The organism is Vibrio penaeicida, from assembly GCF_002933855.1.
Taxonomy (GTDB): Bacteria; Pseudomonadota; Gammaproteobacteria; order Enterobacterales; family Vibrionaceae; genus Vibrio; species Vibrio penaeicida_A.
On the sequence record NZ_BFAQ01000015.1, the window covers coordinates 109588 to 125122 of the forward strand.

Genomic DNA, 15535 nt, shown 5'->3' on the forward strand with positions numbered 1-15535 from the left:
ATTACTCCTTGTTATTTTCAAGGGGGGAGGATAAAAAGCCACGGGACAATAGTTGCAAGTTGTGCTCTAGCAACCTTGCAAGAAAGTCTTCATCCAACGTGACATCGTGTATTTTTAAAAGCTGAGGAGGGGCGATAAATGGGAATACCATTAAGCTGATGTAACTTACCTTACACAGCATGGGGTCAAGATCGTCTCTTATCACACCATTGTTTTGCATCGATTGGAAAATGAGCTTCTGAGCAGGCATCGCGATTTCCATGAATACTTTTTCCATCATCTGACGCTGGACGGCACCTTCTTCCATCATCATGATTCTGGCAACCAACCGCGGAAAATCAGGGTTTTTCACCATCATGCTGTAGTAAGTTTTCATAATGCCGGTGAAATCACTGCCACTTTTGTTACTTTCAGCACTATTATCACTTGCACGATCATTATCACTTCCGTGCCCAACAATATTGCTAACATGTTTTTTCATGGGGGCTAGTGTTTCTCTCAGCATGGCTTCAAATAACCCATCTTTACTACCAAAGTAATATCGAATCATTGCCATATTGACGCCAGCTTTCTCAGACAATAAGCGGGTCGACACTTTTTCATAAGGATGCAAGGTAAAAAGTTTCCTTGCTTCTAAAATAAGCTTTTCTCTGGCATCAGTTTTTTCGGCAGGACGCCCAACTTTTCGGCTCATTTCAATCTCCAGAATTATTCATCTGAATAATTATAGAGGCCAAAATTTCATCACGATAGCAGAATAATTAATCATTATTTAATCATTTGAATAATTAATTTACTCAGGTTTGAATTTGTTAAATTCGACACGTTTATGGGATTTCACCTCGGAACTGATCCGATATGCAGAAAAAAACAACGAAAAGGTTGACGCATCATCAGGAGTACGGTACTAATTTGTTAACTTAATTTTGTGGAAATGTTTTACATGACATCTCGTTTTTCTATCCTGCTAAGCCTCCTCCTTATCGTGAATCGATCGCGCGGGTAGGCAGTGGAAGAAAAATAACCACATAAGATTCTCAAAACCCGCATTCAAATGCGGGTTTTTTTATAGCTTAAGAAAATAAAAAATCGGCATCTGCGGACAGAAAACGATTAACCAACAGGAAAAGGACAGCAAACATGAGCGATCAAGTCATTATTTTCGATACAACTTTGCGTGATGGCGAACAAGCTTTGTCAGCAAGTTTAACCGTTAAGGAAAAACTGCAGATCGCTTATGCACTCGAGCGTTTAGGAGTAGATGTGATTGAAGCGGGTTTCCCCGTTTCTTCTCCGGGTGACTTTGAGTCGGTAAAGACCATTGCCCAAAATGTTAAAAATAGCCGTATCTGTGGTCTTTCTCGTGCCGTTGCGAAAGACATTGATGTAGCTGCAGAAGCATTGAAAGTGGCTGAAGCGTTTCGAATTCACACTTTCATTTCAACCTCAACGGTCCATGTCCAAGATAAACTGCGCCGCAGCTACGAAGATGTTGTTGAGATGGGCGTACAAGCCGTAAAGCGAGCTCGTCAGCATACCGATGATGTAGAATTTTCTTGTGAAGATGCGGGTCGTACCCCAATCGATAACCTATGTCGTATGGTAGAAGCCGCTATCGACGCTGGTGCCAGCACTATTAATATTCCAGATACCGTTGGTTACACCATTCCAGGTGAATTCGCAGGCATTATAGAAACGCTGTTTAACCGCGTTCCAAACATCGATAAAGCCATCATTTCAGTTCACTGCCACGACGATTTGGGTATGTCCGTCGCGAACTCTATTGCCGCAGTTCAAGCCGGTGCTCGTCAAATCGAGGGAACCATTAACGGTATCGGTGAGCGCGCAGGTAACTGTGCACTAGAAGAAGTGGCGATGATTTTGAAAACGCGCTCTGAGTTAATGGGTGTGCAAACTGCCATTAAACACGAAGAGATTCACCGCACCAGTAAGTTGGTTAGCCAATTGTGCAACATGCCGATTCAAAGTAATAAAGCCATTGTCGGAACTAACGCATTCAGCCACTCTTCAGGCATTCACCAAGATGGCATGTTGAAGAACAAAAATACCTACGAAATCATGACGCCTGAGTCGATTGGTCTGAAAAATCAAGCATTGAACTTAACGAGCCGAAGTGGTCGTGCTGCGGTTAAAAGCCATATGGACACCATGGGCTATGGCGAAAACGAGTACAATTTAGACACACTTTACGCCGACTTCCTAAAACTTGCTGACAGAAAAGGACAGGTGTTCGATTACGACCTAGAAGCATTAATGCATTTTGCCAACCTTCGTGAAGAAGATGATTTCTTCAAACTGAATTATTTAAGCGTCCAGTCTGGAAGCTTAATGGCAACCACCAGCATAAAATTGAAGTGTGGTGATGAGGAAAAATGCGAAGCTGCGGTTGGTAACGGTCCTGTTGATGCGCTTTACCAATGTATTTACCGTTTAACAGGGTATGACATTGTATTGGATAAATTCGATCTCACTGCAAAAGGTGAAGGCGAAGATGGTTTAGGTCAAGCAGACATTATTGCCAACTATAAAGGCAGAAAATACCACGGCACGGGTGTATCCACCGATATTATTGAAGCTTCAGGTCAAGCATTGCTGCATGTTATTAACAGTATTCATCGTGCAGACCAAATTGCTGACATTAAGCAAAAAAAAGATAAGATAGAGACAGTATAAAAACAGGGTAAAGCATAGGCAGAATTGATCATCGCGAGCATAACGCGTCTTTCTGCCTAGTTTCTCTAACACTAAATTTGCTTACTCTCAAAATTCAAACACAACTTAACTAACAAGGAATATTTCACCATGGCAGGCTCAAGCTACAACATTGCCGTATTACCGGGAGACGGAATTGGTCCGGAAGTCATGCAACAGGCTCATAAGGTACTGGATGCGATTGAAAAGAAACATGGCATCACCTTTACGCGTGAAGAGCATGATGTTGGCGGTATTGCAATTGATAACCATGGTTGTCCGCTACCAGAGAGCACAGTAAAAGGCTGTGAGAATGCTGATGCCGTTCTATTTGGTTCGGTTGGTGGTCCTAAGTGGGAACACCTTCCACCTAACGATCAACCTGAACGTGGTGCATTGCTTCCTTTACGTAAACACTTCCAACTGTTTTGTAACCTTCGTCCAGCCCAAATACACAAAGGCTTAGAATCTTTCTCACCTCTACGTGCAGACATTTCTGGTAACGGCTTTGATATTGTTGTTGTACGTGAATTGACTGGCGGTATTTACTTTGGTCAGCCAAAAGGTCGTGAAGGTGAAGGACCAAACGAAAAAGCATTTGATACTGAGATTTACCATCGTTACGAAATAGAGCGTATTGCCAAAATTGCCTTTGAATCTGCACGCTTAAGAGATAAAAAAGTCTGCTCAATTGATAAGGCAAACGTACTTCAGAGTTCAATCTTATGGCGTGAAGTCGTTGAAGAGGTCGCAAAAGACTACCCTGATGTCGAGCTTTCTCACATGTACATCGATAACGCCACCATGCAGTTAATCAAAGATCCATCTCAATTCGATGTCATGCTGTGTTCCAATATCTTTGGTGACATTATTTCAGATGAGTGTGCCATGATCACAGGATCAATGGGTATGCTCCCTTCTGCTAGCCTGAATGAAAGCAAGTTTGGTTTGTATGAGCCGGCTGGCGGAAGCGCTCCTGATATAGCAGGTAAAAATATTGCAAACCCTGTTGCTCAAATCTTATCTGCAGCGCTCATGCTACGTTATAGTTTAAATGAAGAAGCAGCTGCACTCGATATTGAAACCGCCGTATCAAAAGCGCTTGAAGCTGGTGAGTTAACAGGTGATTTAGCGGGGAACAAACCTGCGCTATCTACATCGGAAATGGGCGACAAGATTGCTCAATACATAGTTAACGCATAGTCATGTTAACGCGTCATAATTCCATCGTTTTTACGGACGGAAAAAATCGCAAAACAGATTAATCTACAAGACAGTTCAAAGTTAGCATGAAGGTGTGCCACTAACCGTTCAGTGACCACTTTCTGCTTAACTTTAAGATAGAGAAATACAGAGCGCTTCGCTCAAGGAAGAAGCAATGTCGAAAACATTATACGAAAAAATTTATGACGCTCATGTCGCGGTTGCGGCAGAGGGCGAAAACCCGATCTTATACATCGACCGTCATCTAGTACACGAAGTCACCTCTCCTCAAGCGTTTGATGGATTACGTGAAAAAGGCAGAAAAGTTCGTCAAGTAAACAAGACGTTTGCCACTATGGATCACAACGTATCCACCCAAACAAAAGACATCAACGCCTCTGGTGAGATGGCTCGTATCCAAATGGAAACGCTGTCCAAGAACTGTGAAGAGTTTGGTGTCACGCTTTACGACATCAATCACAAATACCAAGGCATTGTGCATGTCATGGGACCTGAGCTAGGAATCACTCTTCCTGCAATGACCATCGTTTGTGGTGACTCACACACTGCTACCCATGGCGCTTTTGGCTCTTTGGCCTTTGGTATTGGTACGTCGGAAGTTGAACACGTTCTTGCAACTCAGACACTGAAACAAGCCCGCGCCAAAACGATGAAAATCGAGGTGAAAGGCAAAGTAGCTGAAGGCATAACGGCTAAAGATATTGTTTTAGCCATCATTGGTAAAACAACCGCTGCGGGTGGCACTGGATACGTGGTTGAGTTTTGTGGTGAAGCCATCACCGATCTCACAATGGAAGGTCGAATGACGGTCTGTAACATGGCCATCGAACTGGGTGCGAAAGCGGGTCTAATCGCACCTGATCAAACTACCTTTGACTATATTAAAGGTCGAAAGTTTGCTCCTTCTGGTGAAGATTGGGATGCCGCGGTTGAATACTGGTCATCAATGAAAACCGACAGTGATGCAACATTTGATGCCGTTGTCACTCTTGATGCTACCGAGATCAAACCTCAAGTCACATGGGGAACCAACCCTGGGCAAGTGATTGCAGTCGACGCCACCATTCCTGAACCTGAAAGCTTTGCCGACCCTGTAGAAAAAGCATCTGCTGAAAAAGCGCTGGCTTACATGGGACTTGAAGCTGGTAAAAAACTATCTGATTACAAAGTCGACAAAGTCTTTGTTGGTTCTTGCACTAACTCGCGCATTGAAGATATGCGTGCCGCTGCTGCGATTGCTAAGGGCAATAAAGTCGCAGACCACGTACAAGCACTCATTGTTCCGGGTTCGGAGCAAGTTAGATCTCAAGCCGAGTTGGAAGGACTGGACAAAGTCTTTATCGATGCGGGCTTTGAATGGCGCTTGCCGGGCTGCTCTATGTGCCTAGCCATGAATAACGATCGCCTAGGTCCACATGAGCGTTGTGCGTCAACCAGTAACCGTAACTTCGAAGGACGCCAAGGTCGCGATGGTCGAACTCACCTAGTGAGCCCTGCCATGGCCGCTGCGGCTGCGATTGCTGGCCGTTTTGTCGATATCCGTGAATTGAATTAATAGGGAAGTAATCATGTCAGGTTTTAAGCAACATACAGGTCTGGTTGTTCCTTTAGATGCAGCCAACGTTGATACCGATGCCATCATTCCAAAGCAGTTTTTACAAAAAGTCTCTCGCTTAGGTTTTGGTAAACACTTATTCCACGATTGGCGCTTTCTGGACGATGCCGGTGAACAGCCAAACCCAGATTTTGTCATGAACGCACCGAGATACAAAGGTGCTTCTATCTTAATCGCAAGAGAAAACTTTGGTTGTGGGTCTTCTCGTGAGCACGCGCCTTGGGCGTTGGCAGACTACGGAATTAGAGCAATGATTGCGCCGAGCTTTGCCGATATCTTTTACGGCAACTCAATCAACAACCAGATGGTTCCAGTTCGCCTCACAGAACAAGAAGTGGATGAAATCTTCCAGTTTGTGGACAACAACGAAGGTGCGCAAGTGGAAGTGGATCTTGAAGCTATGAAGGTTCGAGCTAATGGTAATGAATACGGCTTTGAGATTGATGAATTTCGCCGTCATTGCCTTCTGAATGGTTTAGATAACATTGGATTAACGCTTCAACACGAAGAAAAAATCTCTGAGTTTGAGTCAAAAATACCAAACTTTTTAGCTTAAGTAAGCTCATCAATGAAAGCCCCTAATGGGGCTTTTTTTATTTACACGAAAGAATTTCTGATTGCCCTTGGTCTTCTATACTAACTAAATTAACTTAAGAAACCTGAAGCCATCATGAGAACTCTATTTACTGTATTTATTCTTCTTTTTTCGAGCCTAACGTTTGCGGCACCAAAATCTGACCTTTGGGCATACTGGAATCAAAGTAATGAAACCAATAATGCGACCATTTCACATCAAGCTTGGGATTCTATACTTAACAAGTACTTAGCGGTTTCTGGTCAGCATCATTTATTTGATTACGCTAATATTTCTTCTTCTGATAAGAAAGCGTTGAAAGGTTATATAAAAAATCTAGCGAATCTTGACCCGCGTGATTACTCAAAAGCCCAGCAATACGCTTACTGGGTAAATTTGTATAACGCGATCACGGTAGATTTGATCGTCGATAACTATCCAATTAAATCGATCACCAAATTAGGGGGTCTATTCACTTTTGGTCCGTGGGGAGACAACGTCGTTAATATTGCAGGAAAAGATCTGACACTGAACGACGTTGAGCACCGAATTCTAAGACCTATATGGAATGATCCGCGTACCCACTATGCTGTGAATTGCGCAAGCCTTGGCTGCCCTAACCTTCAACTGTCGGCGTTTACAGCTGAAAATACAGAAACGCTACTAGAGCAAGCTGCTTCAAGTTTTGTGAACAATAACAAAGGTGTGGTGATAAACGGAAATGATGCCCAACTGTCTTCCATCTACGAGTGGTTTGTTGCTGACTTTGGCGGAAATGAAGCTGGCGTTATTGCTCACTTGAAACAATATCGCCCTGACTTGGAATTAACGACAGACAGCAATATCAAGTACGACTACGATTGGGATCTTAACAAGCAATAACTTGAGACTATGGAAATGCGAACCCAGCTTCGTACTCAGAAAGAGGGCATTCAGAAACTCGACCCCGGTTGAGTTAGAAATTCAATCTCTTCCTCCGTTGATACCCGATTCAATATCTCATTACGATGAGGGTATCGACCGAATCGCTCAATAATCACTTTGTGCTTGTATTCATATTCCAATGTATTTTCAACACCATTTTCCTTGAATAGCTCGACAGCTTTCTCGTGAATTTTTAACGATTCACTGTGCATGAAAGGCATATACAAGAAAGTTCTCTCCGTTTGAGAAAGTAACTTGTCTAGATCTTGTTGAATGGTCTCTTGAGCGAGCGCCAAAGCAAGTGAATCACAAGCAAAAGCGTTGGGTGTACCTCTGTGAATATTACGAGAAAACTGATCAAGTACAATGACTTCTGCTAGCCTTCCTTGAGCACTACTTCGCCATTCACTTAACTCACTCTGAGCTGCCATTGCATGCACTGACCCAAAGCGTTCACAGATCAAAGAATCCAGTTCTTCTCCACCCGTAAACCAATCTTTAGGGCTAAGTTCTTCAAACCAAAAATCGAGTACATCCTGATACATATCTTCTCCTTAATATCACTTAAAGCAAACGCTCACATCGCCATTTTGTGAGTGAGCTGAATAGAAGAGCTAGCTATTGTTAACTATCAAACCTTGGCTATCAAAATCTTAGCCCTTGACGCTCCCTCTGCTTTTAAACCTTGGTTATCTAAACACCCAACTATTTAGATAGTTAGCTATTTAAACCCTTTCTCTTTCTTTATAAGATCGTAAGCCGACTGGATTTCCTGAGCCTTCTCTTTTGCCACCTGCATCATTTCCGGTGGCAAACCTTTCGCAACCAATTTGTCTGGATGATGTTCATTCATTAATTTTCGATAAGCTCGTTTCACCGCTTTCGAATCCGCACTTTCTGCTATTCCAAGTACTTTGTATGCATCGGGTAACTGGCTTGCCGACGATGCTTGCCATTGACCGGATGAACCATTGTGCTGGTGACCAGAGTGTCCTCCGCCAAAGCCGCCTTGCTGAAATCGAAAAGCCGCTTCTTGCATTTGTAGCCTTTGCTCAAGTTGTTCAGATGAGAAGCCAAGCCCTTTAGCAATGATGTGTAATACACTGCGTTCACTTGGGTGCAAATCTCCGTCAGCAAAAGCAGCAGAAATTTGCAGTTCCAAAAAGAACTGTAGCAGATCAAAGCGTCCACCTGTTGCGACTCGAACACTGGCAAGTGTTTCTTCTAATGGAAAATCTGATGATTTACCGGAGCGAAAGGCTTCTTGTGCAGCTGTTCGCTGTTCACCGTGTAAGCTCATACGTTCCATCATGGCAGAAGCCAGTTGGATTTCTTCTTTGGTCACTTGTCCTTTTGCTTTCGCAACATGTCCCATAACGGCAAAAGCACTTTTGAAGAACTCTGCCTGTTTCTCTGCCTGAGAAGGTCCCCCAAAGCCTTTAGGTCCGCCCGATGCTCGAAAACCATTTGATTGGCGGTTTCTGGCTTTATCAAACTGATGCCCCAAAAAAAGCCCAAGAAGCGCCCCCGGAATATTGCCAAACAGGAATCCGAAGAAAAAACCTAGGATTTTGCCGAAAATCTGCATTATTGTGCTCTCAATCTATGAATTTTTACTAAGTAAAGCGGTCTTATAGTGTCGGTTAATATAAATTCCTTTATGATAAAGGACGATATTTGTATTCGGTATCCGACAATATTACCGAATGGATTAGGTTTCACAGGATAGCTCAACTCGATGTCTTTTTCTTCCCGCACATTTTTGGCAGCATCAATAACAGCTGCACTTTCAGTGCCTTCGACTCAAGCCGATACTCTCAAAGATAACAGTGTGCAGGAAATGCCCACTATTGACCAATGTTACGTTCCTGAAGTGGGCGCAACCGACGTCAGCGAGCAACCCGTTTTCGTTGAAGCCGATAGTGTGACTGCACAAGCCGAAAAAAGTGCTGTCTATGAAGGTGATGTAGTGATTACACAGGGTCATCGCCAGATGCAGGCCGATTCTGTCACCCACAACCCAACAGAAAATACATTAAAAGCTGAAGGCAACGTCCGTTTTAGTGATGGTCAAATTAAATCTCAGTCTGATTTAGTCACGTCTAACATTGATGACGAATTGGTCACAATGGAGAACACGCAATACAATTTCTTGTGTGAAGCGGGGAGAGGAGAAGCGACAAGAGTGTTAAAAACAGGGCAAGCTATATACGAAATGGAAGACGGCACTTTGACTGCCTGCCCTGAAGGAGATAGCTCATGGCGTGTGAAAGCTTCCTCTATAGAGTTAGATCAAGACGAAGAACAAGCATACTTTTACAACACACGTTTTGAAATATTAGATGTCCCTGTTTTCTACATGCCTTATATGAGCATGCCTGTGGGGGATAAGAGAAAATCAGGTTTGTTGTTTCCGCGAGTATCTCTGGATACCAATGATGGTTTAAGTGTAAACATACCTGTTTATTGGAACATTGCACCAAATTATGATCTTCTGACCCGATTTAACTACATGGAAAGACGGGGGCTTCAACTTGATGCTAACTTTCGTTATCTAACAACTTATGGTTCCGGTAACTTGAGAACTGAGTATATAGCTAGCGATAAGAAAAACGAAGAATTAGGTTCTCGTTGGGGGTTAAATTACTCTCATAGTGGAATTGTTCTATACAATTGGAAACTAGACATCGACTATTCACTGGTTAGTGACGTAAATTATTTTAGAGACTTCAAATCAGGTATTGGTAATCGCGAAGATGGTCAGTTGATTCAAACTGGTAGTGCGGCATACCGTACTAAAGATTGGGATTTGACTTTAGCAGTCAAAGATTTTCAAATTTTGGATGAGAATGCCACTCAACCTTACCAAATGCTTCCCCAGCTAAAATTTAATTACTATTCACCTGACTTTTATAGTGGAGTCAACTTTGATCTTACAAGTCACCTAAGCCGCTTTGTTACTGAAGATAGTGCAAAACCGTCGGCAACTAGAGTTCATGTAGAGCCTGGAGTCGTTATCCCATTCTCCAGACCTTGGGGTTCTCTTACGGGTGAAGCTCGGATGCTGGCCACTTACTACCAACAGGAAATTGACAGTTCAAGTGATCCTGTATTAAAGGAACAGATATCAAGAACGTTACCTGAATTTAGGCTCCACGGCATTCTAAACCTTGAAAGAGACGCGGGCAACTATATACAAACGCTAGAGCCTCAGGTTCAGTATTTGTACATACCAGAAGTCGAACAAGACGGTATAGGTCTCTATGATACCACTCTCCTTCAAACTGATTACTACGGATTATTCCGAAGCAGAAAGCACAGTGGTGTAGACCGTATACAAAAAGCGAACCAGTTCAGTTATGGAGCAACAACACGCTTTTATGACAGCGATTATAAAGAACGATTGAATGTTTCATTCGGACAGATCTACTTTTTAGAACCGATATCATCTGGTGAAAATGCATCTAATTATTCCGCTTGGGCGGTTGAAACAGATTTTAATTTTAACGACTACTTGTTCTACCACGGTGGCGTTCAATATGACATCGAATCCAGTGCGATTCAGTTAGCTAATAGTGCTCTTGAATATCGCTTTAACGGTGGGTATGTTCAATCAAACTATCGCTATGTGACGAAAGAGTATATTGAAAGTGCTGTAGATGGATTAGATGTATCCAATATCACAAAAACAGGTATATCTCAGGCTGGCTTACTGGCAGCTTATCAAATAACCCCCAAATGGCACTTAAACGCGCAGTATTTCTACGACGCAACGGTGAAACAAAACCTTGAGTGGCTTGCAAACCTCAGCTATCGCTCGGATTGCTGGTACATCAGCTTTTCCTACAGCAATCAGTTGAGAGGATGGAATGGTAATTTTGTAACAGATCCCAATGCTACCCCAGTATATGACGACAACTTTGCGGTAAACTTTGGCATATTCGGCTTCGGTACTTCTGTGGGAGCTCCATCATTAAGCTCCACTGGCAACGCGCTAGGCTATGGACGCCCATTTTACCTAAACAACTAATTGAATTATTTCAGGAACACCCTTCCTGATGTACATGGAAACATAAATGAAAATCTGGAATAAAACGCTACTAAGCCTCACTGTTTCTTTTGGTTCACTAGGAGCGCTTGGTTCATTTGAAGCTTTCGCCCAACCGGTAGAGCTTGATAAAGTCGAAGTGATCGTTAACGAAGGTGTCATATTAAAAAGTGACATTGACTCGGCAATGAAAACAATCCGAGCTAATGCACGATCTGCCAATCAATCATTACCAGCAGAAGACATACTAAAAGAACAAGTCTTAGAAAAATTGATTTTAGACACCATACAAACGCAGCAAGCGGAAAAATTGGGTGTCCGAATCGATGATAATCGCCTTGAAAGTGCGATTAAAGAAATTGCATCGAACCAAGGAAAAACCATTCCTCAATTACGTAAGGTATTGGCGAGTGAAGGTTTGAGCTACGCTGAGTTTCGTGAACAGGTACGTAATGAAATTGCGGCATCTGAAGCACGAAATGCTCAGGTGCGTCGCCGAATTAATATTCTTCCTGCCGAAGTTGAAGGTTTGGCTGAAATTTTAGCCAAAGAGAGCAATGCAACGGTTCAATACAAAGTGAACCATATTCAACTGCGATTTAATGATTCTCAAACAAAACAAGAAGTCGAAGATCAAGCCAACTTACTTGTTTCGAAAATCAATGATGGTGAAAACTTCAAAACCATGGCGTATACCTTCTCAAAAGGTCCAAAAGCTCTTCAAGGTGGTGACTGGGGATGGCTAAGAAAAGAAGAAATGCCAACCATCTTTGCAGACCAAATAACCACACAGGGTAACGGTGCGGTTATTGGTCCTTTCCGAAGTGGTGTAGGTTTCCACATTATTAAGCTTGAAGATGTAAAAGGCTTGGAAACCGTTGCAGTGACGGAGGTCAATGCTCGTCACATTCTGATCAAAACATCCGTCATATTGAGTGATGATGGCGCAAAACGCGAACTGAATGAATTCAGACGCCAGATTGAAGCTGGAGAAAGAACCTTTGGCGATCTTGCCCAGCAATACAGTGCTGACCCTGGTTCAGCGGTGAGCAATGGTGAGCTAGGGTTTCAAACACCCGATCTCTACGTTCCAGAATTCAAGCACCAAATTGAATCACTTCCTGTCGGTCAATTGAGTCAGCCATTTGAAACTGTGCATGGCTGGCACATTGTTGAAGTATTAGAAAGACGCCAAGTGGATAGAACAGATTCAGCAATGACAAATAAAGCGTACCGAATTCTATTCAACCGCAAGTTCAATGAAGAAGTGGGAGCATGGATGCAGGAAATTCGTGCCGGTGCTTATGTAGAAATTCTGGGAGATGAAAATGACAGTTAGACGAATTGCTGTCACTGCTGGTGAACCCGCGGGAATTGGTCCTGATCTCGTACTTGCGCTTTCCGCACACAATTGGGATCACCAAATCATTGTCGTTGCCGATAAAGAAATGTTAAACCAGCGTGCTAAGCAGCTCAATATTGATGTTGAGCTCATTGGTTACAATGCCAATAGCGTAGCAAGCCCCCAAAAAAGCGGGACGCTCATTGTTGATCATTTGCCTACCGCTAAAGAAGTTGTGGCTGGTGAGCTCAACGAAGCCAATGGTAACTATGTACTCAAAACATTAGAAAGAGCCGCTCAAGGCTGTATGAATGATGAGTTTGATGCTATTGTCACCGGCCCTGTACACAAGGGCGTCATTAATCGTTCCGGCGTCCCGTTTAGCGGGCATACAGAGTTCTTTGCAGAAAAATCGAATACGCCACTGGTTGTAATGATGCTGGCAACGGAAGGTCTGCGAGTTGCTCTGGTAACAACGCATATTCCTTTGGCTTATGTATCTCAGGCTGTCACTGAAGATCGTCTAGAAAAAATTATTGAGATTTTACACAAGGATCTGGTCGAGAAGTTCGCCATCAAGGAACCTAAAATTTACGTATGTGGGTTGAATCCACATGCTGGTGAAGATGGCTGTTTGGGTATGGAAGAGATTGAAACGATCACTCCTACCCTTACCAAGATCCGTCAGGAAAAAGGGGTCGACTTAGTTGGCCCCCTGCCTGCTGACACGATCTTCAATCAAAAGTATTTGCAAGAAGCTGACGCTGTACTCGGGATGTATCACGACCAAGTATTACCTGTATTAAAGTACAAAGGATTCGGTCGTTCTGTTAATATCACGCTCGGTTTACCGTTCATTAGAACATCAGTAGATCATGGTACAGCACTTGATTTGGCAGGGACTGGTCAGGCGGATACAGGAAGTTTCCAAACAGCGCTCACGCACGCCATCGAATTAGTAGAGAAAAAACAATGAGAAACGATGTCCATTTAGGACACAAAGCGCGTAAACGTTTTGGTCAAAACTTTTTAAACGATCCTTATATCATTGATGGAATCGTTTCGTCGATCAACCCAAGACCCGGTCAGAACTTAGTTGAAATTGGTCCCGGACTTGGTGCCATCACTGAACCTGTGGGTAAAGAAGTCGACAAATTTACGGTTATTGAGCTAGACCGAGATTTGGCCGAGCGCCTGCGCAATCACCCAGAACTAGGCGAGAAACTGACAATTCACGAAGGCGATGCCATGCGTTTCGATTTTACGCAGCTGGTTAAGCCTAATAACAAACTGCGTATTTTTGGTAACCTGCCTTACAATATTTCTACGCCGTTAATGTTCCACTTATTTGAGTTTCATAAAGACGTCCAAGACATGCACTTTATGCTGCAAAAAGAAGTGGTTAATCGCTTAGCAGCTGCACCAGGTAGCAAAGCTTACGGTCGGCTGACTGTGATGGCTCAATACTATTGCAAAGTGGTTCCGGTACTGGAAGTTCCACCTACTGCATTTGTTCCGCCACCTAAAGTGGATTCTGCCGTCGTACGTTTAGTGCCTTACGAAGAAATCCCATACCCTGCCACCAGCCTGAAGTGGCTAGATAGAGTGTGTCGCGAAGGCTTTAACCAACGCCGTAAGACCATTCGAAACTGTTATAAAGGCCTATTAACGGCTGAGCAGTTAGAAAGTCTGGGCATAAACCCGAGTATGCGCCCCGAAAATATCACATTAGAGCAGTTTGTCGACATGGCAAACTGGCTAGATTCTAACCACTCTAACTAGAATCTATACTTCGAAAGCTGATAAATGCCTTAAGTCTGTTATAGTTAAGTCATATACCGGATTTAAGGCTTTTTTGCATCCAAGGAGCGCTTATATGGAAGTATCCCATCCTTGTGTCAAATGTCAGGTACACACGAAATACGTGCCTGAACAATCCCAACCCGATCAAAATCGATACGTTTTTGCCTATATCATTACCATCAAAAACCTCAGCCAGCAGTCTGTACAGCTTATGAGTAGAAAGTGGCTTATTACGGACGGCAACCAGAAGCAATTGGTGGTAGAAGGTGATGGTGTCGTCGGAGAGCAGCCCGTTATTGATGCTGGCGACGAATACACTTATACAAGTGGTACCGCAATTGAGACGCCAATAGGTGTCATGCAAGGTCACTACCTGATGCACGACCAATCTGGCGGTGAGTTCAAAGCCGATATCGACCCATTCCGTCTCGCAGTACCCAATATCCTCAATTAAGGAAAATTCATTGGCAAATTATATTGTTGGTGACATCCAAGGGTGTTTTGAAGAACTGATCCTATTATTGGAATCGGCTCAATTTAACCGAAAAAAAGACATATTATGGTTTGCAGGTGATCTTGTGGCTCGAGGTCCTAGCTCTCTTGAAACACTCAGGTTTGCCAAAGATCTAGGTAAAGCTACAAGAGTGGTTCTGGGTAATCACGACTTGCATTTGCTAGCGGTGTATCACGGTATTAGCCCTCTTAAAAAGAAAGACAAGACCGCCCCAATTATTGAAGCTGATGATTGTGACGAGCTGATGGCATGGCTTCGTGAGCAACCGCTTATTGCTGAACATGATGAGTTTGTTATGTGTCATGCAGGCATTTCCCCACAATGGGACTTACAAACGGCGCGTAAAGAAGCACGCAAAGTCGAGTCTGTTCTACAAAGCGACAAATGGGTTTGGTTACTGGAAAATATGTATGATAACCAGCCAGACCAATGGAATCCTAAGCTGAAAGGCATTGAACGTTATCGATACGCTATTAATGCGTTTACAAGAATGCGTTTTGTGCACCCCGATGGAAGATTAGATATGGCGTGTAAGCTTCCTCCATCCGATATTTCCGATGAACGTTTAATGCCTTGGTTTGACCTTCCTAACAAGAAAGATGTCGAAAAAACCATCCTATTTGGGCATTGGGCTGCTCTGGAAGGTGTTATTCAAGAAGAGGTGATCGGTTTAGATACGGGATGTGTCTGGGGTGGCGAGTTGACGATGATTCGCTGGGAAGATAAAAAACTGTTCACTCAAAAAGCGGTATAGGTAACCCTATCCTTTTTAAGGAAGA

General features: G+C 43.3%; 14 protein-coding genes. 11 read left to right on the forward strand and 3 right to left on the reverse strand.

What is annotated here, in order from left to right:
- Window position 1 precedes the first annotated feature (1 nt).
- Window positions 2–694, reverse strand: a complete 693-nt coding sequence (locus tag VPNCDNU1_RS08720) for a TetR/AcrR family transcriptional regulator (protein WP_104399990.1) — start codon at window positions 692–694, stop codon at window positions 2–4.
- Between the two features lie 446 nt (window positions 695–1140).
- Here VPNCDNU1_RS08720 and leuA point away from each other — a divergent pair, with 446 nt between their 5' ends.
- From leuA to VPNCDNU1_RS08750, 5 genes are all read left to right on the forward strand, one after another.
- Entirely contained in the window at window positions 1141–2694 is a 1554-nt protein-coding gene (gene leuA / locus VPNCDNU1_RS08730) for a 2-isopropylmalate synthase (RefSeq protein ID WP_104399991.1), read from the forward strand.
- Between the two features lie 129 nt (window positions 2695–2823).
- Window positions 2824–3915: a 3-isopropylmalate dehydrogenase gene (gene leuB / locus VPNCDNU1_RS08735; protein ID WP_104399992.1), complete on the forward strand. Its 1092-nt coding sequence runs from the start codon at window positions 2824–2826 to the stop codon at window positions 3913–3915.
- 175 nt (window positions 3916–4090) lie between these two features.
- The gene (leuC, locus tag VPNCDNU1_RS08740; RefSeq protein WP_104399993.1) at window positions 4091–5491 is read left to right on the forward strand and encodes a 3-isopropylmalate dehydratase large subunit; all 1401 of its coding nucleotides are present in this window, start codon (window positions 4091–4093) and stop codon (window positions 5489–5491) included.
- 13 nt (window positions 5492–5504) lie between these two features.
- The gene (gene leuD / locus VPNCDNU1_RS08745) at window positions 5505–6107 is read left to right on the forward strand and encodes a 3-isopropylmalate dehydratase small subunit (protein WP_104399994.1); all 603 of its coding nucleotides are present in this window, start codon (window positions 5505–5507) and stop codon (window positions 6105–6107) included.
- Between the two features lie 114 nt (window positions 6108–6221).
- A complete protein-coding gene (locus VPNCDNU1_RS08750) occupies window positions 6222–7007 on the forward strand; it encodes a DUF547 domain-containing protein (protein ID WP_104399995.1) in 786 nt (261 codons plus the stop codon).
- A 50-nt stretch (window positions 7008–7057) separates the two neighbouring features.
- On the opposite strand, the gene VPNCDNU1_RS08755 is transcribed toward VPNCDNU1_RS08750, so the two are convergent.
- Window positions 7058–7594 (reverse strand): DUF924 family protein, encoded by a 537-nt coding sequence (locus VPNCDNU1_RS08755; RefSeq protein ID WP_104399996.1) that lies wholly within the window; start codon window positions 7592–7594, stop codon window positions 7058–7060.
- 176 nt (window positions 7595–7770) lie between these two features.
- Window positions 7771–8637 carry a co-chaperone DjlA gene (djlA, locus tag VPNCDNU1_RS08760; protein WP_104399997.1) on the reverse strand — a complete coding sequence of 289 codons (867 nt, stop codon included), beginning with the start codon at window positions 8635–8637 and terminating at the stop codon, window positions 7771–7773.
- Between the two features lie 150 nt (window positions 8638–8787).
- Here djlA and lptD point away from each other — a divergent pair, with 150 nt between their 5' ends.
- From lptD to VPNCDNU1_RS08790, 6 genes are all read left to right on the forward strand, one after another.
- Window positions 8788–11079: an LPS assembly protein LptD gene (gene lptD / locus VPNCDNU1_RS08765; RefSeq protein WP_104399998.1), complete on the forward strand. Its 2292-nt coding sequence runs from the start codon at window positions 8788–8790 to the stop codon at window positions 11077–11079.
- A 46-nt stretch (window positions 11080–11125) separates the two neighbouring features.
- Window positions 11126–12436 (forward strand): peptidylprolyl isomerase SurA, encoded by a 1311-nt coding sequence (gene surA / locus VPNCDNU1_RS08770; RefSeq protein ID WP_104399999.1) that lies wholly within the window; start codon window positions 11126–11128, stop codon window positions 12434–12436.
- A complete protein-coding gene (gene pdxA / locus VPNCDNU1_RS08775) occupies window positions 12426–13415 on the forward strand; it encodes a 4-hydroxythreonine-4-phosphate dehydrogenase PdxA (RefSeq protein WP_104400000.1) in 990 nt (329 codons plus the stop codon). The genes surA and pdxA overlap by 11 nt, the downstream gene beginning before the upstream one ends.
- Window positions 13412–14221 carry a 16S rRNA (adenine(1518)-N(6)/adenine(1519)-N(6))-dimethyltransferase RsmA gene (gene rsmA / locus VPNCDNU1_RS08780; protein WP_104400001.1) on the forward strand — a complete coding sequence of 270 codons (810 nt, stop codon included), beginning with the start codon at window positions 13412–13414 and terminating at the stop codon, window positions 14219–14221. Before pdxA ends, rsmA begins: the two co-directional genes overlap by 4 nt.
- Before the next feature lie 94 nt (window positions 14222–14315).
- Window positions 14316–14696, forward strand: coding sequence for a Co2+/Mg2+ efflux protein ApaG (gene apaG / locus VPNCDNU1_RS08785; RefSeq protein ID WP_104400002.1), 381 nt, complete (start codon window positions 14316–14318; stop codon window positions 14694–14696).
- A gap of 10 nt (window positions 14697–14706) precedes the next feature.
- Window positions 14707–15510, forward strand: a complete 804-nt coding sequence (locus VPNCDNU1_RS08790; RefSeq protein ID WP_104400003.1) for a symmetrical bis(5'-nucleosyl)-tetraphosphatase — start codon at window positions 14707–14709, stop codon at window positions 15508–15510.
- The last annotated feature ends 25 nt before the right edge of the window (window positions 15511–15535 follow it).